20 protein-coding genes are annotated in these 21,433 nt (G+C 71.3%); 9 read left to right on the forward strand and 11 right to left on the reverse strand.

Going from position 1 to position 21,433, the window contains the following annotated elements:
- Positions 1-12: 12 nt before the first annotated feature.
- The 3 genes from ACH4RC_RS33465 to ACH4RC_RS33475 are packed head-to-tail and all read left to right on the forward strand — an operon-like array spanning position 13 to position 3,718.
- Positions 13-2,235, forward strand: coding sequence for an acetate--CoA ligase family protein (locus ACH4RC_RS33465; protein WP_398207571.1), 2,223 nt, complete (start codon positions 13-15; stop codon positions 2,233-2,235).
- 20 nt (positions 2,236-2,255) lie between these two features.
- Positions 2,256-3,047, forward strand: a complete 792-nt coding sequence (locus ACH4RC_RS33470; protein WP_398207573.1) for an enoyl-CoA hydratase/isomerase family protein — start codon at positions 2,256-2,258, stop codon at positions 3,045-3,047.
- Between the two features lie 59 nt (positions 3,048-3,106).
- Positions 3,107-3,718, forward strand: a complete 612-nt coding sequence (locus ACH4RC_RS33475) for a flavin reductase family protein (protein WP_398207738.1) — start codon at positions 3,107-3,109, stop codon at positions 3,716-3,718.
- Here ACH4RC_RS33475 and ACH4RC_RS33480 read toward each other — a convergent pair.
- Positions 3,708-5,000 (reverse strand): MFS transporter, encoded by a 1,293-nt coding sequence (locus tag ACH4RC_RS33480; protein ID WP_398207740.1) that lies wholly within the window; start codon positions 4,998-5,000, stop codon positions 3,708-3,710. The genes ACH4RC_RS33475 and ACH4RC_RS33480 overlap by 11 nt on opposite strands.
- A gap of 70 nt (positions 5,001-5,070) precedes the next feature.
- On the opposite strand from ACH4RC_RS33480, the gene ACH4RC_RS33485 reads away from it, so the two are divergent.
- Positions 5,071-6,039, forward strand: coding sequence for a GlxA family transcriptional regulator (locus ACH4RC_RS33485; protein ID WP_398207575.1), 969 nt, complete (start codon positions 5,071-5,073; stop codon positions 6,037-6,039).
- Between the two features lie 10 nt (positions 6,040-6,049).
- Here ACH4RC_RS33485 and ACH4RC_RS33490 read toward each other — a convergent pair whose 3' ends face one another.
- Genes ACH4RC_RS33490 through ACH4RC_RS33500 form a run of 3 tightly spaced genes read right to left on the reverse strand, consistent with a single transcriptional unit; the run spans position 6,050 to position 9,219 of the window.
- Positions 6,050-7,099 (reverse strand): alcohol dehydrogenase catalytic domain-containing protein, encoded by a 1,050-nt coding sequence (locus ACH4RC_RS33490; protein ID WP_398207577.1) that lies wholly within the window; start codon positions 7,097-7,099, stop codon positions 6,050-6,052.
- Between the two features lie 2 nt (positions 7,100-7,101).
- Entirely contained in the window at positions 7,102-8,289 is a 1,188-nt protein-coding gene (locus tag ACH4RC_RS33495; RefSeq protein WP_398207579.1) for an acyl-CoA dehydrogenase family protein, read from the reverse strand.
- Between the two features lie 18 nt (positions 8,290-8,307).
- Positions 8,308-9,219: an SDR family oxidoreductase gene (locus tag ACH4RC_RS33500; protein ID WP_398207581.1), complete on the reverse strand. Its 912-nt coding sequence runs from the start codon at positions 9,217-9,219 to the stop codon at positions 8,308-8,310.
- A gap of 102 nt (positions 9,220-9,321) precedes the next feature.
- On the opposite strand from ACH4RC_RS33500, the gene ACH4RC_RS33505 reads away from it, so the two are divergent.
- On the forward strand, positions 9,322-10,248 hold the full coding sequence (locus ACH4RC_RS33505) for a cyclase family protein (protein WP_398207584.1): 927 nt from the start codon (positions 9,322-9,324) through the stop codon (positions 10,246-10,248).
- Between the two features lie 241 nt (positions 10,249-10,489).
- Here ACH4RC_RS33505 and ACH4RC_RS33510 read toward each other — a convergent pair whose 3' ends face one another.
- From ACH4RC_RS33510 to ACH4RC_RS33520, 3 genes are all read right to left on the reverse strand, one after another.
- Positions 10,490-10,951, reverse strand: coding sequence for an ATP-binding protein (locus ACH4RC_RS33510; RefSeq protein ID WP_398207586.1), 462 nt, complete (start codon positions 10,949-10,951; stop codon positions 10,490-10,492).
- 421 nt (positions 10,952-11,372) lie between these two features.
- Complete coding sequence (locus ACH4RC_RS33515) at positions 11,373-12,245, reverse strand: acyl-CoA dehydrogenase family protein (RefSeq protein WP_398207588.1); 873 nt, start codon at positions 12,243-12,245, stop codon at positions 11,373-11,375.
- A gap of 1 nt (position 12,246) precedes the next feature.
- On the reverse strand, positions 12,247-13,401 hold the full coding sequence (locus tag ACH4RC_RS33520) for an acyl-CoA dehydrogenase family protein (protein ID WP_398207590.1): 1,155 nt from the start codon (positions 13,399-13,401) through the stop codon (positions 12,247-12,249).
- Between the two features lie 351 nt (positions 13,402-13,752).
- Here ACH4RC_RS33520 and ACH4RC_RS33525 point away from each other — a divergent pair, with 351 nt between their 5' ends.
- On the forward strand, positions 13,753-15,318 hold the full coding sequence (locus tag ACH4RC_RS33525) for a class I adenylate-forming enzyme family protein (RefSeq protein ID WP_398207592.1): 1,566 nt from the start codon (positions 13,753-13,755) through the stop codon (positions 15,316-15,318).
- Here ACH4RC_RS33525 and ACH4RC_RS33530 read toward each other — a convergent pair.
- Together ACH4RC_RS33530 and ACH4RC_RS33535 are read right to left on the reverse strand one after the other, a co-directional pair.
- On the reverse strand, positions 15,302-15,799 hold the full coding sequence (locus ACH4RC_RS33530) for an EF-hand domain-containing protein (protein ID WP_398207594.1): 498 nt from the start codon (positions 15,797-15,799) through the stop codon (positions 15,302-15,304). The two genes, ACH4RC_RS33525 and ACH4RC_RS33530, sit on opposite strands and share 17 nt — an antisense overlap.
- An 88-nt stretch (positions 15,800-15,887) precedes the next feature.
- Positions 15,888-16,262 (reverse strand): STAS domain-containing protein, encoded by a 375-nt coding sequence (locus tag ACH4RC_RS33535; protein ID WP_398207596.1) that lies wholly within the window; start codon positions 16,260-16,262, stop codon positions 15,888-15,890.
- A gap of 280 nt (positions 16,263-16,542) precedes the next feature.
- On the opposite strand from ACH4RC_RS33535, the gene ACH4RC_RS33540 reads away from it, so the two are divergent.
- On the forward strand, positions 16,543-17,115 hold the full coding sequence (locus ACH4RC_RS33540) for a sigma-70 family RNA polymerase sigma factor (protein WP_398207598.1): 573 nt from the start codon (positions 16,543-16,545) through the stop codon (positions 17,113-17,115).
- Complete coding sequence (locus tag ACH4RC_RS33545; protein WP_398207599.1) at positions 17,112-18,338, forward strand: maleylpyruvate isomerase N-terminal domain-containing protein; 1,227 nt, start codon at positions 17,112-17,114, stop codon at positions 18,336-18,338. Before ACH4RC_RS33540 ends, ACH4RC_RS33545 begins: the two co-directional genes overlap by 4 nt.
- Positions 18,339-18,590: 252 nt before the next feature.
- Here the strand turns inward: ACH4RC_RS33545 and purU are convergent, their stop codons facing one another.
- Positions 18,591-19,469, reverse strand: a complete 879-nt coding sequence (purU, locus tag ACH4RC_RS33550) for a formyltetrahydrofolate deformylase (protein ID WP_398207600.1) — start codon at positions 19,467-19,469, stop codon at positions 18,591-18,593.
- A gap of 72 nt (positions 19,470-19,541) precedes the next feature.
- Complete coding sequence (locus ACH4RC_RS33555) at positions 19,542-20,042, reverse strand: hypothetical protein (RefSeq protein ID WP_398207602.1); 501 nt, start codon at positions 20,040-20,042, stop codon at positions 19,542-19,544.
- A 117-nt stretch (positions 20,043-20,159) separates the two neighbouring features.
- On the opposite strand from ACH4RC_RS33555, the gene ACH4RC_RS33560 reads away from it, so the two are divergent.
- Positions 20,160-21,428: an ABC transporter substrate-binding protein gene (locus ACH4RC_RS33560; protein ID WP_398207604.1), complete on the forward strand. Its 1,269-nt coding sequence runs from the start codon at positions 20,160-20,162 to the stop codon at positions 21,426-21,428.
- Positions 21,429-21,433 lie beyond the last annotated feature (5 nt).

Raw genomic sequence — 21,433 nt, forward strand, 5'->3', positions numbered from 1 at the left:
GCGGGCGGACCGATGCTTGGATCGACATACGGCACCCTGACCACCGGCTCCCGCCGGGCCCGCGTGATCGCCTGCGGTGAGCGCCCCGGCCCCGCCGTGCACGGCACGACCGGCACCGACGACCGCGACGTGAGCGGCCGCCCCCTGCACCGCGACGTACCGGACCTGGACCGGTTCTTCCGCCCCGAGACGGTGGCCGTGGTGGGGGCATCGGACGCGGAGGGCCGCCCCAGCACGGGCATCACGCGCCAGCTGACGCGCTGGGCGGAGCGGGTTGGCGCACGCCTGTACCCGGTGCACCCGACGCGCGAGACCGTCTTCGGCATCCCCTGCTCCCCGTCCGTGCCGGAACTGCCGGTCCAGGTCGACCTGGCGGTGCTCCTGATCGCCGACCCGCTCCCGGTGATCGAGCAGCTGGCGGACGCGAAGGTCAGGTTCGCGGTGGCCTTCGCCTCGGGCTTCGCGGAGACCGGCGACGAGGGCGCGGCCGCCCAGAGGCGAATGGCCGAAGCGGTCGGACGCTCGGGCATGCGCCTCCTCGGCCCGAACACCAACCTCAACGCCTTCGAGCACTTCCGCGACGATCTCGAGGGCCCGGCGATCGCGCTCATCACGCAGTCGGGCCACCAGGGCCGCCCCGTCTTCGCCCTCCAAGAGCTGGGCATCCGCCTCTCGCACTGGGCCCCGACGGGCAACGAGGCCGACCTGGAGACGGCCGACTTCATCTCCTACTTCGCGCGGCAACCCGAGGTCGGCGCGGTAGCCGCCTACATAGAGGGGCTGAAGGACGGCCGCTCCTTCCTGCTGGCCGCCGACCGGGCCGCACGCGAGGGCGTGCCCGTGGTGGCGGTGAAGGTGGGCCGCACGGAGACGGGCGCCCGCACGGCCGCCTCGCACACCGGAAAGCTGACGGGCGCGGACACGGTGGTGGACGCGGCGATGCGCCAGTTCGGCGTGGTCCGCGTGGACGGCCTGGACGAACTCCAGGACACGGCGACGCTCCTGGCCCGCGCGCGGCCACCGCAGGCGGAGGGCGTGGCCGTCTACTCCATCTCCGGCGGCACGGGAGCCCACTTCGCGGACCTGGCGACAGCGGCGGGCCTACAGCTCCCGCCCCTTTCGGAAGCCGTCCAGTCCGAGCTGCACCAATGGATCCCCGGCTACCTGGACGTGACGAACCCGGTGGACAACGGCGGGCACCCGGTCGGCGACTGGCGAGGCCGAAAGATCATCGACGCGATACTCTCCGACCCCTCCATAGGCGTCCTGATCTGCCCGATAACGGGCCCTTTCCCCCCGATGAGCGACAAGCTGGCGCAGGACCTGGTGGAAGCGGCCGAGCACACGGACAAACAGATCTGCGTCGTATGGGGCTCCCCGGTCGGCACCGAGCGGGCCTATCGCGAAACGCTCCTCGGCTCGCCCCGGGTGGCGACCTTCCGCACGTTCGCCAACTGCATCACGGCGGTCCGCGCCTACCTCACCCACCACCGCTTCACCGCCGCCTACCGCTCCCCCTTCGACGAGGCGCCGCGCACCCCGTCCCCGTCCTTCCGCAAGGCACAGGCCCTGATGCGCCCCGGCAGGCAGCTCAGCGAACACGCGGCGAAACAACTGCTGCGGGCGTACGGCATCCGCGTACCGCGCGAACAGCTGGTGACCAGCGCGGCGGCGGCCGTGCGCGCCGCCTCCCTGGTCGGCTACCCGGTGGTGATGAAGGCCTCGGCGCCGCAGCTCGCGCACAAGTCGGAGCTGGGCCTGGTCAAGATCGGCCTGACGTCGGCGAGCCAGGTCAGGGACGCCTACCGCGACCTGACCGACATCGCCCGCTACGAGGGCATGGAGCTGGACGGCGTCCTGGTCTGCCAGATGATCGAGCGCGGGGTGGAGATGGTCGTAGGGGTGACGCACGACGACCTGTTCGGCCCGACCGTGACCGTGGGCCTGGGCGGCGTACTGGTGGAGGTCCTGCGGGACACGGCGGTGTGCGTTCCCCCCTTCACCGAACACCAGGCACGCGCGGCGCTCGACCGGCTACGGGGCCGCGCCCTCCTCGACGGGGTGCGGGGAGCCCCGCCCGCGGACATGGACGCACTGGTCGAGGTGGTCCTGCGCATACAGCGCATGGCGCTGGAGCTCGGCGACGAGTTGGCGGAGCTGGACATCAACCCGCTGATGGTCCTGGAACGCGGCCAGGGCGCGGTGGCCCTGGACGCGTTGGCCGTCTGCCACTGACGCGAGGAAGCAGACCCCGTATGGACCCGCAGGTACTGCACACCACGGAGAACAACGTCTCCTGGATCACGCTGAACCGCCCGGAGGTCATGAACGCGGTCACCTGGACCCAACGCGAACGCGTCATAGAGCTACTGGAGGAAGCCTCCGCGACCCACGCCGTCCGCGCGGTGGTCCTGACGGCGACGGGAAAGGGCTTCTGCGCGGGCGCGGACCTGCGCGACACACCACCACCCACCACCCCACGCGTCACGGGCGACGTCTCCCGCACGATCCGCCAGGGAGCCCAGCGCCTGATCGCCGCGGTGCTCGACTGCGAGAAGCCGGTGCTGGCGGCGGTCAACGGCACGGCGGCCGGCCTGGGCGCGCACCTGGCGCTCGCCTGCGACCTGGTCCTGGCGGCGGAGTCGGCCCGCTTCATCGAGGTCTTCGTCCGCCGCGGCCTGGTCCCCGACGGCGGCGGCGCCTACCTGCTCCCCCGCCTGATAGGCCCGCAGCGCACAAAAGAGCTGATGTTCTTCGGCGACGCGCTACCGGCCACCGAGGCGGAACGGATGGGCCTGGTCAACAGGGTCGTACCGGACGCGGACCTGCCGAAGAGGGCACGCGAGTGGGCGGAGCGCCTGGCGACGGGCCCGACCCGCGCCCTGTCCCTCACCAAGCGGCTGGTCGACGCGTCGCTCTCCACGGACCGGGCCACGGCGTTCGCCGCGGAGGCGGCGGCGCAGGAGCTGAACATGAACACGCTCGACGCGAACGAGGGAGTGGCGAGCTTCAGGGAGCGCCGCCCCCCGCGCTTCGGGGGCCACTGAACTTCTACCCCCAACGGCCCTTCCCATCTGATGCCCCGTCAGTTCTACTGCTGCACATGATGGGACACGCGGGCATGGCGGCCACGGTCGTCCGCTACCTCAGGTCGGTCGGCTCCCCCACCACGGCGGGCCCGGTGGACGCCCTCCCCCGCCCCGACCTGCGAGCGGTCGGCGACGACGAACGCGCTCCGGTGGACCCGGCCGAGTTCCGCCGGGTCCTGGGCACGTTCGCGACGGGCGTCACGATCATCACGGCGGCGCTCCCCGACGAGAGCCCGGCCGGTTTCGCCTGCCAGTCCTTCGCGTCGCTCTCCCTGGACCCGCCGCTGGTGGCGTTCATGGTGGCGCGTACGTCGACGACGTGGCCGCGGATCGCCCGCGCCGGCGCCTTCTGCGTCAACGTACTGAGCGCGAACCAGGACGAGCTGTGCAGGGCGTTCGCCGTCAGCGGGGCGGACAAGTACGCGGGCGTCGGCCACAGCGCGGCCCCGGTGTCGGGCGCACCGAGGCTCGACGGGGCGGCGGCGTGGATCGACTGCGCGATCCACGCGGTCCACACGGGCGGCGACCACCTGATCGTGGTGGGCAGGGTCACGGCCCTGGGCACGCACGAGGAGGACCGCACCCCGCTCCTCTTCCACCGGGGCCGCTTCACGCGCCTCAGCGACTGACGAGCGCACCCCGCCGGATGACGAGCGACATGAGAGCGGCAACGGCACACAACGCCCCGGCGGCGTACCAGACGACGTCATAGGCCCCGAAGACATCCCGCGCGAGCCCACCGAGAAAAGCCACGACAGCGGCCCCCACCTGATGAGAGGCGAGCACCCACCCGAAGACGATGGCGCTGTCCTCCCCATAATGCTCACGGCACAAGGCGATGGTCGGCGGCACGGTGGCCACCCAGTCGAGCCCGTAGAAGACGACGAAGAACACCATGGGCGGATGGACGCTGGGCGCGAGAAGAACCGGCAGGAACAGCAGCGATATCCCCCGCAGGGCGTAATACCCGGCGAGCAGCCGCCGCGCCTCGAACCGGTCGGTGAACCACCCGGAAGCGACGGTGCCGACGATGTCGAAGACCCCGATGACGGCGAGCAACGAGGCGGCGGCGGGCACCGGCATGCCGTGATCGTGAGCGGCGGGCACGAAGTGCGTCTTGACGAGCCCGTTGGTGGAGGCGCCGCAGATGGCGAAGGTCCCGGCAAGCAGCCAGAACGGCCCCGTACGAGTTGCCTTGAGAAGCACCGTGACGGCCCGCCGGGCGGCTCCGGAAACCGGAGCGGGCTTGGCGACGAACTCAACGGCCCCATAAGGCGCGACGCCGGCATCAGCAGGATGATCCCGGAGGAACAACCAGACGAACGGCACGACGGAAACAGCCGCGATCGCAACAGTGACGGCGGCGGGCCGCCACTGGTGCTCCTCGACGATCCAGGCCAGCAGAGGCAGGAAGATCAACTGCCCGGAGGCACCAGCGGCAGTCAACAACCCGGTGACGAGCCCACGCCGCGCGACGAACCACCGATTGGTGACGGTGGCGGCGAACGCGAGGGCCATGGCCCCGCTGCCGAGCCCGACGAGCACCCCCCAATACAACACAAGCTGCCAGGCCGCACTCATCCAGACGGTCAGCAACGACCCGACCGCGATGACGACAAGAGCGAGAGCGACAACCCGCCGGATTCCGAACCGGTCCATCAGAGCGGCGGCGAACGGAGCGGTGACCCCGTACAACGCGAGGTTGACGGAGACGGCGAACCCGATGGTCCCGCGCGACCAGCCGAAGTCGTCGTGAAGGGGCTCGATGAGCAGTCCGGGCAGTGAGGCGAAGGCGGCGGCGCCGATGATCGTCACAAAGGTGACAGCGGCGACGGACCAGGCCCGATGGGGCCGCCGCCGCCCGAGGGAAGACCGACCGACCGAAGGCCCCTGCTGCGTCTGCGTAGTCACGGACAGAGGCTCCCCCACCGCCCACCCCCGATCCAGTGGCCCGAGTGCCACCCTTCGCTAGGATCGGGCCATGCACCGTGTAGCAGTACTGGCCCTGGACGGAGTGATCCCGTTCGAACTGGGCATCCCGCAACGCATCTTCGGCCGCGCGAGGAAGAACGGCGCCCCCGCCTACTCCGTCATCACCTGCGCGGTCCGCGCGCCGGGCCCGGTGCGCACGGACGCGGACTTCGCGATCCTCCTGGAACACGGCCCCGAGGCCCTGGCCGAGGCGGACACAGTGGTCATCCCGGCCTCCTACGAACTGGGCGAGGTCTACGAGGAGGGCCGTCTGACCCCGGACCTCGAGAGGGCGATGGCCCGCATCCGTCCGGGCACGCGCCTGGTGTCGATCTGCACGGGCAGCTGGGTCCTGGCGGCGGCGGGCCACCTGGACAACCGCCCGGCGACGACGCACTGGGCGGACGCGGCAGCCTTCCAGCGCATGTTCCCCGCGGTCCGGGTCGACCCGGACGTCCTCTTCATCGACGACGGCGACGTACTGACCTCCGCCGGAGTAGCCGCGGGCATCGACCTGTGCCTCCACATCGTGCGCCGCGACCACGGAGCGGCCGTGGCCAACGATGTGGCCCGCCGCACAGTGGTCCCCCCGCACAGAGACGGCGGCCAGGCCCAGTTCGTCCGGCGCCCGGTCCCGGAACCGAGCCTGGCGACCACCACGAGAGCCCGGGCCTGGGCCCTGGCCCACCTCCACGCCCCCATCCAGCTGCGCGACATGGCGGCACAGGAATCCATGTCGGTCCGTACGTTCACACGCCGCTTCCGCGAGGAGGCCGGCATCAGCCCCGGCCAGTGGCTCACACAACAGCGCGTGGAACGGGCCCGTCACCTGCTGGAGACATCGGCCCTCTCGATCGACCAGGTGGCCCGGGACGCGGGCTTCGGCACGGCCCAGTCGATGCGCCAGCACCTGCAAGCAGCGCTGGGAGTGACACCGACGACCTACCGCAGAACGTTCAGGGCGGCAACAGACGCCTGAGGAACCCGCGTCAGAACGTGAGAACCCCCCGGGCAACCCGCCCGCCCAGGGCATCCGCCACAGCGGCCTCGAACTCCTCGACCGGATAGACCCGGGTGACCAGCTCATCCAGTAACAGCCGCCCCTCCTGGTACAGCTCGGCGTACAGCCGGATGTCCCGCTGCGGCCGGGACGACCCGTACCGGCAGCCGAGCACCGACTTGTCGAGGAACAACGCGGCAGGCACGAACGACGCCTCCGCGTCAGCGGCCGGCATCCCGAGCAGCACGGCCTGTCCATGCCGATCGAGCAGGTCGATGGCGGCCCGCACGAGCTCGACCCGCCCCACACACTCGAAGACGTGATCGGCCCCGTCCGCCAGGACACCCCGGACGTCCCCCACATCGCTCAGAAAATCAGTGGCCCCGAACTGCCGGGCAACGTCTTCCTTCCCCGGGTTGGAGTCAACGGCCACCACCCTCAACGCCCCGGCGATCCGGGCCCCTTGCAGAACGTTGAGCCCTACGCCCCCCGCCCCGATGACGACGACGGAGTCCCCCCGGTCGACCCGCGCCCGGTTCAGCACGGCCCCCACCCCGGTCAGCACCCCGCACCCGATCAACGCGGCGGAGGTCAGCGGAATCTCCTTGGGGATCTTTACCGCCTGCACGGCTTTGACCACGGTCCGCTCGGCGAAGGCGGAGTTGGAGGCGAACTGATAGACGCCCTCCCCGCCCCGCGAGAACGGCTGCCCCGGCGCCCCGATCGCCTTCCGGCACATGGTGGGCCGCCCCCGGTCGCATTCGCCGCAGGTCCCGCAGTTGGCGAGCGTGGAGAGGGCGACATGGTCCCCCACCCCCACATGCGTGACGCCGCCCCCCACCGCCTCGACGACCCCGGCCCCCTCATGCCCGAGCACGACAGGCCGAGGAAACGGAATCGTCCCGTCGACGACGCTCAGGTCGGAGTGGCAGAGCCCGGCCGCGACGACCCGGACCAGCACCTCCCCCGCCAGAGGCTCCCGCACCTCGAGGTCGTGCACCACATGAACCCGCCGCCCGTCGAACAGGACACCCTTCACGGCTACGCCTCCCTGGGCAGACCGAGCACCCGCTCGGCGATGATGGTGCGCTGGATTTCGTCGGACCCGCCATAAATGGTGTCGGCGCGACTGAAGAGAAAAAGCCGCTGCGCCTCCCCGAGCTCATAGGGCTTCTCAACAGACCAATCAAGAGCCGAAACACCCCCCGCGGCCCCCTGAACCCGAAGAGCGAGCTCCCCAAGCCGCTGGTGCCACCGCCCCCAGAGCAGCTTGGAAACACTGGAGCCCCCCTCAACAACCCCTCCGCCCAGCATCCGCAACGAGTTCCACCGCATGACCCGCAGCTCACTCCACAACCGCACGCACTCCCCACCCACCACGGAATCCTCGACGACCCCGCTTTCGACAGCCACCCGGACAACCCGCCGCAACTCCTCCTCGAACCCGACCTGCTGCGCGAGCAGGGAAACCCCCCGCTCGACCCCGAGCAGCCCCATGGCGACGGGCCACCCGCCCCCCACTTCCCCCACAACGTCCTCGGCAACGGCCCCGTCGAAGAAGACCTCGTTGAACTCACAGACCCCGGTGATCTGCCGAATGGGCCGCACATCGATCAGCCCGGGCTGATCCATGGGAACAAGCAGAAAGGACAGCCCCCGGTGGCGCCGGGACCCGGCCTCCGTACGGGCGAGCACAAAACACCAGTCGGCTTCGCGCGCGAGCGAAGTCCACACCTTCTGCCCGCTGACTCTCCACCGCCCGTCCGGCCCCCGCACGGCAGCGGTCCGCACCGAAGCGAGGTCGGACCCGGCCCCGGGCTCGCTGTACCCCTGGCACCACAGCTCCTCCCCCCGCGCGATACCAGGGAGAAACCGCTGCATCTGCGGCTCACTTCCATGGGCCAGCAACGTAGGCGCCAGCAGATTCTCCCCGATATGCCCGCACCGCCCGGGCGCCCGGGCCCGCGCGTACTCCTCGGCCCAGACGACCTGCCGAGTCGGACTCCCCACCCGATTCCCGAACCCCTCCCTCCCCCACCCGAGCCCGATCCACCCACCCCGCCCGAGCTCCCGCTCCCACTCCCTCCGCTCCGCGACGCACACATGCTCCTCACCGGGCCCGCCCCGCCCGACAACCCCGGCGAAGGCCGCTCCCCCAAGGCGCGAGCCAAGCCACTCCGCGGCCTCCCCCCGAAAGCCGGCGTCCTCATCCCCGAAACGGAACTCCACACCCCACCACCCCGCCCCTCACTGATTGGGCCGCTCTCCGGCCCCGGCGGCCCGAGCCATCTCCTCCACCTCCGCGAGCATCGGCATAGGATCGCTCCCCACGGCCGACGGCAGAATCTCGGCGATCCGCTCGGGAGTCCATTTCCCGTCCGCGTAAACGGCCCGCAGCTCCCGGGGCTGAGCCCACACAGCGATCTTCGGCCCGGCAACGGTGTAGACCTGCCCGGTGATCCCGGCCTCCCGAGCCGGGTCGCTCAGCAGATAAACGACGAACGCGGCAACATCCTCAGGCTCCCCGATCTCCTTCAACTCCACGGGAACATTGGCCGACATCCGCGTACGGGCAACAGGCGCGACCGCATTGGCCAGCACCCCGTACTTGTGCAACCCCAGAGCAGCGCTGCGCACCAACGAGATGATCCCGCCTTTCGCGGCGCTGTAATTGGCCTGGGCAACGGAGCCTTGATGATTGCCGCTGGTGAACCCCACCAGCACACCCCCGCCCTGCTTCCGCATGACAGCCGAAGCAGCCCGGAAAACAGTGAAGGTGCCCTTCAGATGAGTGGCGACAACGGGATCCCACTCCTCTTCGGACATATTGAAAAGCATCCGCTCCCGCAAGATCCCGGCAACACAGACAACCCCGTCGATCCGCCCGAACTCCTGAACCGCCACATCGACAACACGCTGTCCACCACCCATCGTGGATACGTCGTCGGCAACGGCGACGGCGACCCCACCCGCCGCCTCGATCTCCTTGACGACCCCCGCCGCGACATCGGAGGTGGGCTCGGCCCCTTCCACGCTGACCCCGTAGTCGTTGACGACTGTTCTCGCCCCCTCCGCGGCACACGCGAGCGCGACCGCCCGCCCGATGCCACGCCCGGCGCCCGTCACGGCGATGACCTTGCCGGCCAGGAAGTTCCCCACGTCCGTCCCCTTCCCGCCGTTTCTGACGGCCCGTTAGGTTTACCGACGGTCCAGATTCTACGGCCCGTCAGATACGGGTACACAAGACCCGGGAGGCCTTCGATGCCACTGCCCGCCGAGTTCCACGAGATCGCGAAGCGCGTGAACAACTGGGGCCGTTGGGGAGGGGCCGACGAGAAGGGAACCCTGAACCTGATCACGGACAGCACGGTCCTCCAAGCGGCGGCAGAGATCCGCACAGGCCGCAGGGTCCCCCTGGCCCTCCCCCTCGAGGAGGGCGGCGTCCAGTCGGGGCTGATCCCGGGCCGGATCAACCCGCACCACACGATGGTCCAGATCAACCAGCAGATCTTCGGCCCGGACACGGTCGCGACCAGCGACGACTCGGTGACGATGGGGCTGCAGGCGGCGACGCACTGGGACGCGCTGCCCCACGTCTCGCACTCGGGCCACCTCTACAACGGCCGCCCGGCGGACACGATCACGGCGCACGGCGGCGCGGAGTTCAGCGGCATCGACAAGGCCGGGTGCGTCGTCTCACGAGGCGTGCTCCTCGACGTGGCGGCGGCGAAGGGCCTGGACCGCCTCCCGGGCGACCACGCGGTGACGCCCGAAGACCTGGACGAGGCGGCGGAGTTCGGCCGGGTGACGGTCCGCGCGGGCGACATCGTGCTGGTCCGCACGGGCCAGATCCAGGTGTACCTGTCCGGCGACAAGCACGGCTACGCCTACCCGTCACCGGGCCTGTCGGTCCGCACCCCGGAGTGGTTCCACGCCCGCGACGTGGCGGCGGTCGCGAACGACACCCTGACCTTCGAGATCTTCCCGCCGGAGATCGAGAACCTGTGGCTCCCGGTGCACGCGCTCCACCTCGTCGAGATGGGGATGGTGCAGGGCCAGAACTGGAACCTGGAAAGTCTGTCCACAGCCTGTGGAGAAGAGAACCGCTACGCGTTCTTCCTCTCGGCGATGCCGGAGCCGTTCAAGGGCGCGACCGGCACCCCGATGGCCCCGGTGGCGGTGCTCTGAGACCGCGCCAGAGCACCTCCACGGCATGCACGACCCGAACTTCGCCGAGGGCCCCCGTCACAAGGGCCCTCGACGTCCCCTCGCAGCGAATCGCTGACCATAAGCGTGATTAAACGGACACTCGACGTCAACACCCGTCCGGGTATTTGCGGTTAATGCGCCAATCCTCCGACCGCGCACAGAAGCACGGCAAGGGGGCGGACCCGGCGCACACGACACCGCCCCGGGCCACCGCACCCGGTCAGACGGCCTCGAACGCCGCCCCGCCATAGGCACCCACGCCACCGACGACGGCCCCCGCACACCGATCGAGCTCGCACCAGATGGCTTTGCCGCCGCCCTCGGACCGCCAGCCCCACCGGTCGGCCAGCCCTTCGACGAGCTCCAGACCCCGTCCGTTGGTCTCCTCGCGGTCCGCGTGCCGGGGCAGGGGCGGCCGGGCGCTGGCGTCGGCGACCTCGACGCGGACGGTGCCGGGACACTGCTCCTGGACGCCGGGCAGCACCATGCGAAGGACGGCGGGCCGGCCGGTGTGCACGACGGCGTTGGTGACCAGTTCGGAGACGAGCAGGATCAGCGTCTCGGCCAGCGGCTCGTCGTCCTGTATCCCGGAACCGGCGAGGCGGGACCGCACCCACCTGCGGGCCCGTCCCACTTCCGCGGGGTCCGCCCCGACATCCAACTGAACCTGAAGCACCTGCACCGCTCACACCATCCGAATCCGGCGGGACCGTTGGAGTTCTGCCTCGCGCCACTGACCATCCTGGACACTGCCGAGGATCACAGTCCGTGATCCCGTTACTGCACAGCATGGTTGACGTACAGTCACCCCAACAAGCGCTTCGGGCATATTCCAGCACGAAGGAGTACGCGTGCGGCATACTGTGCGACGCGTCTCGCGGGGGGTCGAACAGGCGGGCATGCGGCTCCGTCCTGCGCTGCGAGCGGCACACATCCCTGGTCCCGGAGCCGCCTCTGAGGCGACACCGACACCTTCGCCGGGGTTCCGCACCACTCGCATCTGCCACAAGGTACCCGAGCCGACGGCCGACTCCGCGCCGTGACGAGCCTCCCGAAGGACACAACCCGATATCGACGCACGGTCACTGTCCGTACACCCCTCCTCAAGGCGTGCACAGGGCGGCGGCGAGCGTCTCCTCGGCGGCCCGCGCGCCGCCGCCCAACTCCGCGCGCACCCAGGCCCGCTTCAGATGCAGATGGACGTCGGCTTCCCAGGTGAAGCCCATGCCGCCGTGCACCTGGAGACAGTCGCGGGCGCCCCGCACGGCGGCCTCGTCGGCGAGCAGTCCGGCCGCGGCGATCTCGACGGGGTCCCGGGTGACGGCGGCGGCGTAGACGGCGACGCGGGCCAGCTCGACCCGTACGAGCATGTCGGCGCACAGGTGTTTTATTGCCTGGAACGCTCCGACGGGCCGGCCGAACTGCTGGCGCTGCCGGGCGTGTTGTACGGCCATGTCCAGGGTCCGTCCCGCGGACCCGAGCTGCTCGGCGGCGTACAGGAGCCGCCTCCCGCCCGGGACCGGGAGCTGGTCGCGGGACACGACATGCAACGGCGTGAGCGGATCAACCGATGCGATCGGAACGCCCCCCGCACCGCCGTCCCCCCGCACCACATCGGCCGCCCCCCTCCACGGCACAAGCCCCCCACTGGCCTCCGTCACCACCACCTCCCCCCGAGCCGCCCCCGCCACCTCCCCGGCGGCGAGGAACGTGGCCACGACCGGGCCCGGCAGCAGCGCCCGCCCACACTCCTCGAACACCACGACGGCCTCGGGAAGGCCGAGCCCGGTGCCGCCCTCCGCCTCGGGCAGGCAGAGCGAGAACAGCCCCGCCGCGCCGAGCTCCCGCCACAGAGCACGGTCGAGTACGGGCCGCTCCACCGTCCTGCGCAGAGCGTCCCGCCCGAACCGCCGTGCGAGCAGCCCCCGCATCCCGTTCCGCAAGTCGACCTGCTCGGCCGACAGCCGGAAGTCCACGTCAGCCCCCTCCCCCGGCCACCGGCCCCTTGGGCAGCCCGAGAATGCGCTCGGCGACGATGTTCCGCTGGATCTGCGACGTCCCGGCGGCGATGGTGTACGACAGCGACGACAGCCGGTCGAGCGTCCACTCCTGCCCGACGTCCAACGCGGCGGCACCCCCGAGCACCCCGGCGGCCACCTCGTACAGCCGCTGCCGCGCATGCGAGTACCGCAGCTTGAAGACGGACCCGCCGACGCCCGGCACACCCCCGCCGGCCTGCGCCTCGCTCACGTTCCACTGGGTGAGCCGCCACAGGGCCCCGAACTCCGCGCTCAGCAGGGCGAGTTCACGCCGCAGCACGCCATCGTCCCACCGCCCGCTCTTCCGGGCATGGGCGGCCAGCTCGCCAAGGACCCGCCGGCAGGCGACGACCTCCCCCACGAACGCCGTCCCGCGCTCGAACGACAGGGTCACCATCGTGACGCGCCACCCGTCGTTCTCGTCTCCGACCCGGTTGCCGACGGGCACCCGTACGTCGTCGAGGAACATCTCCGCGAACTCCGTGGACCCGGCGAGCGTCCGCAGCGGCCGCACGGTGATCCCGGGCGCGTCCATCGGCATGGCCAGCCAGGAGATGCCGCGGTGTTTGGGCGCGTCCGGGTCGGTGCGCACGAGCAGCTCGCACCAGTCGGCGACCTCGGCGTGGGAGGTCCAGATCTTGGAGCCGTTGACGACGTACGTGTCGCCGTCGCGCACCGCGCGCGTACGCAGGGCGGCGAGGTCGGAACCGGCGTCCGGCTCACTGAACCCCTGGCACCAGACGTCCTCCCCGCGCAGGATGGGGCCGAGCCACCGCGCCCGCTGGGCCTCGCTGCCCTCGGCGGCGACGGTCGGCCCGGCGTGCAGCAGGCCGACGAAGTTGGCGCCCACGTACGGCGCGCCCGCCTTCTCCGTCTCCTCCAGGAAGATCAGCCGGACGGTCGGCGAGGCGTCCCAGTGGACATCGCCGTACCCGGCGTCGTGCAGCCGGCGCTGCCACCCGGTGTCGTAGGCGCGCCGTCCGGGCCAGTCCCCGGGCGACGGCTTGGCGGGAAGGCCGGGCAGCACACGCCCCAGCCACTCCCGCAGCCGCACCCGGAACGCCTCTTCCTCATCGGTGTAGGTGAGGTCCATGGACGACGGGCCTACTCGCCCCGGCCGAGAGCCAGAGCCAGAGCCGGAGTGCGCATGGCGTTCCCCCGCATCGGCTTGTACACGGTCTCGTCGCCCCCTCCAGGGTCATTTCTTCCAGGTCGAGGCCGACGGCCGCGATGTCGCGCTCGAACGTGAGCGCGGCGGTTCCGTCGTGATCACTGATCACTGAGCCCCTCTACGGCACCGGGTGTCGGACCTGATGCCCCGTCAGGTGCAGGCTAGCCCCGCACCCCTGGACCGACAAGGAGCGCGGTCCTACGCTCGGGCCTAATTCTGACGCTCCGTCAGTTGTCGTACCCGGGGCGTCGGTCACTCCTTGGGGGTCACGCCATGACGCACGACACCGCACACGCCCTGGCCACCTCCCGCACCCTCTGGGAGCTGGTCGAACGCCGCGCCGCGCGCACCCCCGACCACCCGGTCCTGCTCCAGGGCGACCGGACCCTGACCTTCGGCGAGCTGCGGGACCGCTCCGAGCGCGTGGCGGCGGGGCTGCACGGCCTCGGCGTCCGTCCCGGCACGGTCGTCGCCTGGCAGCTGCCGACCCGCATCGAGACGGCCCTGCTCTCCTTCGCGCTGGCGCGCATCGGCGCCGTCCAGACGCCCGTCATCCCGTTCTACCGGGACCGCGAGGTCGGCTTCGCGCTACGGGAGTCGAAGGCCGGCTTCTTCGCCTCCCCGGGGGTGTGGCGCGGCTTCGACCACACGGAGATGGCGCGCGGACTCGGCGCGCGCGGCGTCTTCGAGGCGTACGAGAACCTGCCCGAGGCCGACCCCTCCGTCCTGCCCGCCCCGCCCGCCTCCGGCACCACGGTCCGCTGGATCTACTGGACCTCCGGCACCACCTCCGACCCCAAAGGCGTCCTGCACACCGACCGCTCCCTGATCGCGGGCGGCTCCTGCCTCGCGCACGCGCTGCGCCTGTCCGCCTCGGACGTCGGCTCGATGGCCTTCCCCTACGCGCACATCGCGGGCCCCGACTACACGGTGATGCTGCTCCTGTACGGGTTCCCGGCGGTGATGTTCGAGCAGTTCGCGCTGCCGGACGCGCTGTCGGAGTATCGACGCCACGGCGTCACGGTCGCGGGCGGCTCGACGGCGTTCTACTCGATGTTCCTCACCGAACAACGCAAGGATCCCGGCCGGAAGCTGATTCCGACGCTGCGTCTCCTGGCGGGCGGCGGCGCGCCCAAGCCGCCCGAGATCTACCACTCCGTGGTGCGGGAGATGGGCGTCCAGCTCACGCACGGCTACGGGATGACCGAGGTCCCGATGGTCACGATGGGGGCGCCGGACGACACGGCGCACCACCTGGCGACGACGGAGGGCCGCCCGCCCGAGGGCATGGAGATCCGCGTCGTGGACGAGGCGGGCAAGGAGGTCCCGGCCGGGGTCGACGGCGCGGTCCGGCTGCGCGGGGAGGCGGTCTGCCAGGGCTATCTGGACCCGCGCCAGAACACGGACGCCTTCGACGAGGAAGGCTTCCTCGTCACCGGCGACCTGGGCCATGTCCTGCCCACCGGCCACCTCGTCCTCACCGGCCGGGCCAAGGACATCATCATCCGCAAGGGCGAGAACATCTCCGCCAAGGAGATCGAGGACCTGCTGCACCAGCACCCGGCCGTGCAGGACGCGGCGGTCGTCGGCCTGCCCGACGCGGAGCGCGGGGAACGGGTCTGCGCCGTCCTCGAACTCCGGCCGGGCGCCGGGGCATTGTCGCTGGCCGCGATCGCGACGTACTTGCGCGATCGGGGCCTGTCCACGTTCAAGCTGCCGGAACAGCTGGAGGTGCTCGACGCCCTCCCCCGCAACGAGACGCTCCGCAAGGTCCTCAAGTACAAACTGCGCGAGCGGTACGCGCGCGGGGAGGGCCGGGAGGTCACTCCGGAACGGTGAAGTACCGGGCGAAGCCCTGGACGACCTCGTCCTCGGAGATCCGTCCGTCACCGTCCGCGTCGAGCGCGGTGACGGCCGTGGCGGCGGTCTCCTCCGCGACGCCCAGCGCCTTCAGCACGCGCCGCGCCGCGTCCGCGCCGACATCCGCGCCGTCCGGGTCGGCGATCGCGATGACGGCCCGCAGGAACGGCCGCGCGATCTCCGCGAACCGCTCCGGGCTGTCCCGCAGCCGCTTCACGGCCCCGGTGACGAACTCGCCCCGGGTGACCCGCTGGTCCCCGTCCACGTCCGCGATCCCGGCCATGCCCTGCCAGAACGCCTCCGCTCCGGCGAACAGCTCCTGGCCCTTGTCGCAGCGGGCCGTCGTTCCGAACTCGGCGAGCACCGCCTTCGCCGCGACGTAGAAGTCCTCGCGGTCGATGTAGCCGTTGCCGTCCTGGTCGAAGCCGGCGAACCGGTCCGCGATCCTCCGCTCGTCCATGCGCTTGAGCCGCCTCTCACATCGCTGGTCCTGGATCATGGGGCCTGTCACCAGGGAGCGTACGTCGGACCGGGCACGCCGGGCCGGGTCAGGCCGACATCGGCTCCGCCTCGTCGTCCACCGCCGCCGCGACGTCCGGGTAGCACTCGAAGAGGCGTCGGACGCCGAGGGCGCCGAGGACACGGTTCACGTGCGAGCCGTCGACCGCGCCCTGCGCCGGGAGTATCAGGCGCAGCCTGCCCTGGCAGGAGCGCATCAGCCGACGGGCGGCGACGAGGACACTGACCCCGCTGGAATCGCAGAACAGGACGTCGGAGAGGTCGAGCACGAGGCTGCGGCGGCCGTCGGCGACCGCTTCGTGGACCCGCTGGCGCAGCGCCGGTGAGGTCACGAGATCCATCTCGCCCGACACCCGCACGACGGCCCACCCGCCCCGTCCTGTCTCGCTCACGCTGAGCGTCACGCGCCACGCCTCCTCTCGCACCACCACCGAACCGGAACTGCTCATTACGTTTGCACTGCGCGGCTGCCCGGCCCGCAGCCCGCCGAAACACCCGGCGCACCCGGTTCCTTACCACCCACCAGCGTCCCACGACGCGCAATGCGGCAAAGGAGCGTGCGTTGTCGGCGCCGCGGACTACATTCGACTATTAAGGCAAGCAGTTCAGCGTCAAGCAGTTCAAAGTGCAGTGCAGCATTCAGTTCAGCATTCCAGGAGTACGGGCGGTCGGTGAGGGGGCCCCATGCCCAAGGACACTCCGTCCCGCTGGGACCGGAGGATGCAGCAGCGCCTCGCGCACGGCGAGGCCGCCGCGCTCGGCGAGCTGTACGACCGGTTCGCGTCCCTGGTGCACGGCCTCGCCCACCGCGTCCTGGAGGACGAGGAGGCGGCCGACCGGATAACCCGCGAGGTCTTCGCCCGGATCTGGGAGAACCCCGAGGCGTACGAGCCCAAGCGCGGCCCGCTGCGCTCCTTCATCGCCACGCTCGCCCACCACCAGGCCGTCCAGCTGCTGCGCCAGACCGAGTCCGCCGCCCTGGTCCGCACCGGCCTCGGCACCACCGAGGACCTGGAGCGCAAGGTCCGCCAGGCCTCCGCGGCGGCCCGCGCCGACTACATCGTGACATCGATGCCCGCCCCGCTGCGCGCCGCTCTGGAGCTCGCGTACTTCCAGCGCCGCGACTACCGCCAGACCGCCGCCGACCTCGGCGTCACCGAGGACGAGGCGCGCCGCCGCCTCCGCCTCGGACTGCAGCTGCTGTCCACGGCGCACGACAGCGGTACGCCACCGGACCGGTACGGGAGGCCGGCATGAGCGGGCCGCACGGTCCCGGCCGCTCCGGCCCCTTCGACGACGAGCCGGACCGCGGACAGTACGGCGCCGCGGACGCGCTCCGCATACCGGTCCCGCGCGTCTCCGTCGAGGACCGCGGGCCCCTCCCCGACCTACCGGCGGTGGAACCCCTCGTGCTCGAGCACCGCGTCCTCAAGTCCCTGCTCGGCGCGTGGGCCCTCGCCGCCTGCTCGCCCGAGGAGGCCGCGGCCGTCGACCTCCATCTGGAGGACTGCGGCGACTGCGCCGAAGAAGCGCTGCGGCTGCGCGACGCGGTCGGGCTGCTGCACGCCGAGGAGTCCCTCGACCTCGACCCGATGCTGCGCTCCCGCGTCCTGGAGAGCTGCCTCAGCCGGCGCCCCGCGCGCATCCCGGTCCCCGACTGGGCCACGCCGTACGACGCCGAGACCGCCCGCCTCGACGCGCTCCTCAAGGACATCGGCGACAGCGAGTGGCACGCGCCGGTGCGGCTGCGCTGGTACGAGCACGACGAGCAGGTCAGCCGCCGCACCACGGTCGCCGGGGTGATCGCCCACCTCACCAGCGTCGACGGCCTGGTCGCCCGGGCCCTCGGCCTCGACGACCCGTACCCGGGCGCCGCCACCGCCCTGGACGGGCTCGGGCCCGCCGCCCGTACGGAGGCGCACTGGAAGGCGGCTTCCGCCCCGCCCACCCGTACCGTCCGCGGCCCCTGGCGGGACCAGTCCCACGCGTTGATCCGCACCGTCTCCTTCGCCGGGTCCGGCACCGGTGGCTCCGGCGGTCTGCCCGTCCCCTACGGCGACTTCGACCTCGCCCTGCGCGACGCCATGATCGACCGGGCCTTCGAGTGCTGGATCCACGCCGGTGACATCGCCGACGCGGTCGACTACCCGTACGAGCCGCCCGCCCCGCGCCACCTCAACCGCATGATCGACCTTGCGGCGCGGATGCTTCCCGGGTCTTTGGCCGCGCGCGGTGCCTCCGGCGGGGGCGGGCGCAATGTCCGGCTCGAGATCGAGGGTGCGGGTGGCGGTGAATGGCTGATCGCCCTCGACGGGGACGTCCCGGGCCGCGAAGTGGCCCACGTCGCCCTGGACGGCGTCGAGTTCTGCCGCCTGGCCGCGGGCCATGTGTCCCCGGACGAGGCAGCAGCGGGCCAGGTGGGCGACCGCCAGGCAATCAGGGACGTCCTCTCGGCAACGGCCTCCCTGAGCCGCCTGTGACCGGCTTCGCGCGCGGCGCCGTCATGGTTGCTCGCGCAGTTCCCCGCGCCCCTGAGACGCGCACTGCGTGCGCCGTCTCAGCGCCCCTGGGGCTGCGGCGGAGCCGCATGCTCCAGGGGCGCGGGGAACTGCGCGACCAGCCACGACGGCGCCGCACCCGAGAACAGGGGGGAATGCCGCACGAAGTGCGCGTTCCAGGGGCGCGGGGAACTGCGCGACCAGCCACGACGTGAGCCACGGCCGCGTACGGACCTACGCGAACACCACGGTGCGCCGCCCGTTCAGGAGGATGCGCCGCTCCGCATGCCACTTGACGGCCCGCGCCAGCGCCTGGCACTCGACGTCCCGCCCGATCGCCACCAGCTGATCCGGCGTGACGTCATGCCCGACCCGCTCGACCTCCTGCTCGATGATCGGCCCCTCGTCAAGATCCGCCGTGACATAGTGCGCGGTCGCCCCGATGAGCTTCACACCCCGCGCATGCGCCTGGTGATACGGCTTCGCCCCCTTGAAGCTCGGCAGGAACGAGTGGTGGATGTTGATGATCCGCCCGCTGAGCTGCTTGCACAGATCGTCCGAGAGCACCTGCATGTACCGCGCGAGCACGACGAGCTCGACCCCCTCGTCCCGCACCAGATCGAGGACCTGCTGTTCGGCCTCGGCCTTGGTGTCCTTGGTGACCGGGATGTGGTGGAAGGGGATGTCGTACGAGGCGACGAGCTCGCGGAACTCCGTGTGGTTGGAGACGACCGCAGCGATGTCGACGGGCAGCGCGCCGATCCGGGCCCGGAAGAGGAGGTCGTTCAGGCAGTGCCCGAACTTGCTGACCATGAGGACGACCTTCATCCGGTCGGAGGCCCGGTGGATCTGCCAGTCCATCCGGAAGGAGTCCCCGATCGCGGCGAAGCTGGCCCGCAGCTTCTCGACGGTGACCGGGGCGTCCGCGCTGAAGTGGACGCGCATGAAGAACAGCCCGGTGTCATGGTCACCGAACTGCTGGCTGTCCTCGATGTTGCAGCCGGTCATGAAGAGGTAGCTCGACACGGCGTGCACGATGCCCTGCTTGTCGGGGCAGGAGAGGGTGAGGACGTACTGCTCGGGGCCGGTGGCGACAGGCGCGGACGAGTTCATGCGAAAAGGTTCGCACATCACTCTCCGCTCGCTCCATTCAAGCGGTGAGGACCTGCGCGCCCGCCGCCCGTCCTACGCGACCCGCGTCATGATCCGCAGCACCTCGAGGGTGTGCGGCGCCGTGTCCGGGTCCTCCTCGTCGCTCGTGGCGAGCCGTACGTGCGCGTCGCGCGCGGAGCGGACGGCGTCCGGCCATCCGGGGTCGTCGAGGTAGGCGGAGACCGGCGCGTCGGGCCCGACCTGGTGCATGATCCGCAGCACGCGCAGCACGGCCGTGTCGACGAGGGCCGCCTCCTGCGAGTCCCGGAAGACCGTGCCGACGTACTTCTCGGCGGACCAGTTGTCCAGCCAGGTGTCCTCGACGAGGCGGTACACGGCGTCCGTCACGTCTCCGTATCCGTCCACACCCGCCAGCCAGACGTCGCGCTGGAACGACGGGTCGGAGAGCATGTGCAGCGCGGAGCGCACATTGCTGCGCCAGCGCCACCACGGCATGTCGTTGAGTGGCATGCCGTCCATTTTCGATGAGCGACGGCCGCGACGGGAAGACTTCTCCGAGCTTTGCACGGTCATCGATCGTACGTCCCACGCGCGCGGACCCCGACCGCCCCCCGTAATTCACCGCCGCGTCACCATGTGTTGACCACGGGTCACTCGGTGGTTAGAAATGCGGGGGAATCGTGCGGGTCCATGACCGGTCGGCGTCACACCACGCTCAAGAACCTCTTCCGCCTCGCCGCCCTCGCCACGGGCGCGGCCCTGGTCGCCGGCTGTGGACTGGTCCCCGGGACCGCCGCGTCCGCCGAGGACGACACGATCACCGTGATGACCTGGGCCCCGGAGCGGACCGCCGCGACGAACATGCCCGGCATGCCCGCCATGGCGCAGGCGTACGCGCGCCGGGTCAACGCCCACGGCGGCATCGGCGGCCGCGAGCTGAAGGTCCTCACCTGCAACGACCAGAACGACAGCGTGGCCGCCGCGAAGTGCGCCCGCTCCGCCGTCGAGCAGCACGTCGTCGCCGTCGTCGGCTCCTACAGCCAGCACGGCCGCGCGTTCCTCTCACCGCTCGAATCCGCGGGCATCCCGTACCTCGGCGGCTACGGGGTGAGCGACGCGGAGTTCACCAGCCCGCTGTCCTACCCGGTCAACGGCGGCCAGGCGGCCCTCCTCGCGGGCAACGGCGAGCAGCTCGCCGCCGACTGCGGCCGCACCGTCCTGGTCCGCCCCGACACCATCACGGGCGACGGCCTCGCCGCGCTGCTCAGCACCGGCCTCGCGCTGCGCGACCGGCCCGCCGCGCACGACCTGCGCGCCGCCGAGGACGCCACCGGCTACGGCGACGAGGCGCGCGAGGCGCTGGCCACCGCGAGCGGCGACCCCACCGGCGAGGGCTGCGTCGCCGCCGCGCTCGGGGACCGTACGGACACGTTCTTCGACTCGTTCCGGCGGCTGCGCTCCGACTTTCCCGCGGTGCGCACGGCGACGGTCCTCGGCAGCGTCGACCAGTCGGTCATCAACCGCACGGGCGGCGCGAAGAGCCCGTACGAGGGCGCGTACGTCACCGGCTGGTACCCGGCGGCCGACGACGCGCGCTGGAGTCCGATGCGCGAGACCATCAACGAGCAGGCGTTCGGGGACAACCGGATCGACCCGGCGGACGCGGGCGTGCAGACGACCTGGATCGCGTACACCGTCCTCCAGCAGGTCATCGAGGGCCTCGGCGACGGCGAGGTGTCCGCGCGGACCGTCCGGATCGCCCTCGACAAGGGCAAGCAGGTCACGACGGGCGGCCTCACCCCGCCGCTGCGCTGGAGCTACGCCCACCTGTCGGCGGCCGCCGGCTTCCCGCGCCTGGTCAACGCGCGGGTCACCTTCCAGCAGGTCCGCCAGGGCCGCCTCGTCGCGACCCGCGAGGGCCTGGCCGACGTGACGGACATCCTGGCGAAGGCACCCTGAGCCCC

Origin of the sequence: Streptomyces sp. NPDC016845 (genome assembly GCF_044332585.1) — a bacterium.
In the GTDB taxonomy this organism is placed as follows: domain Bacteria; phylum Actinomycetota; class Actinomycetes; order Streptomycetales; family Streptomycetaceae; genus Streptomyces.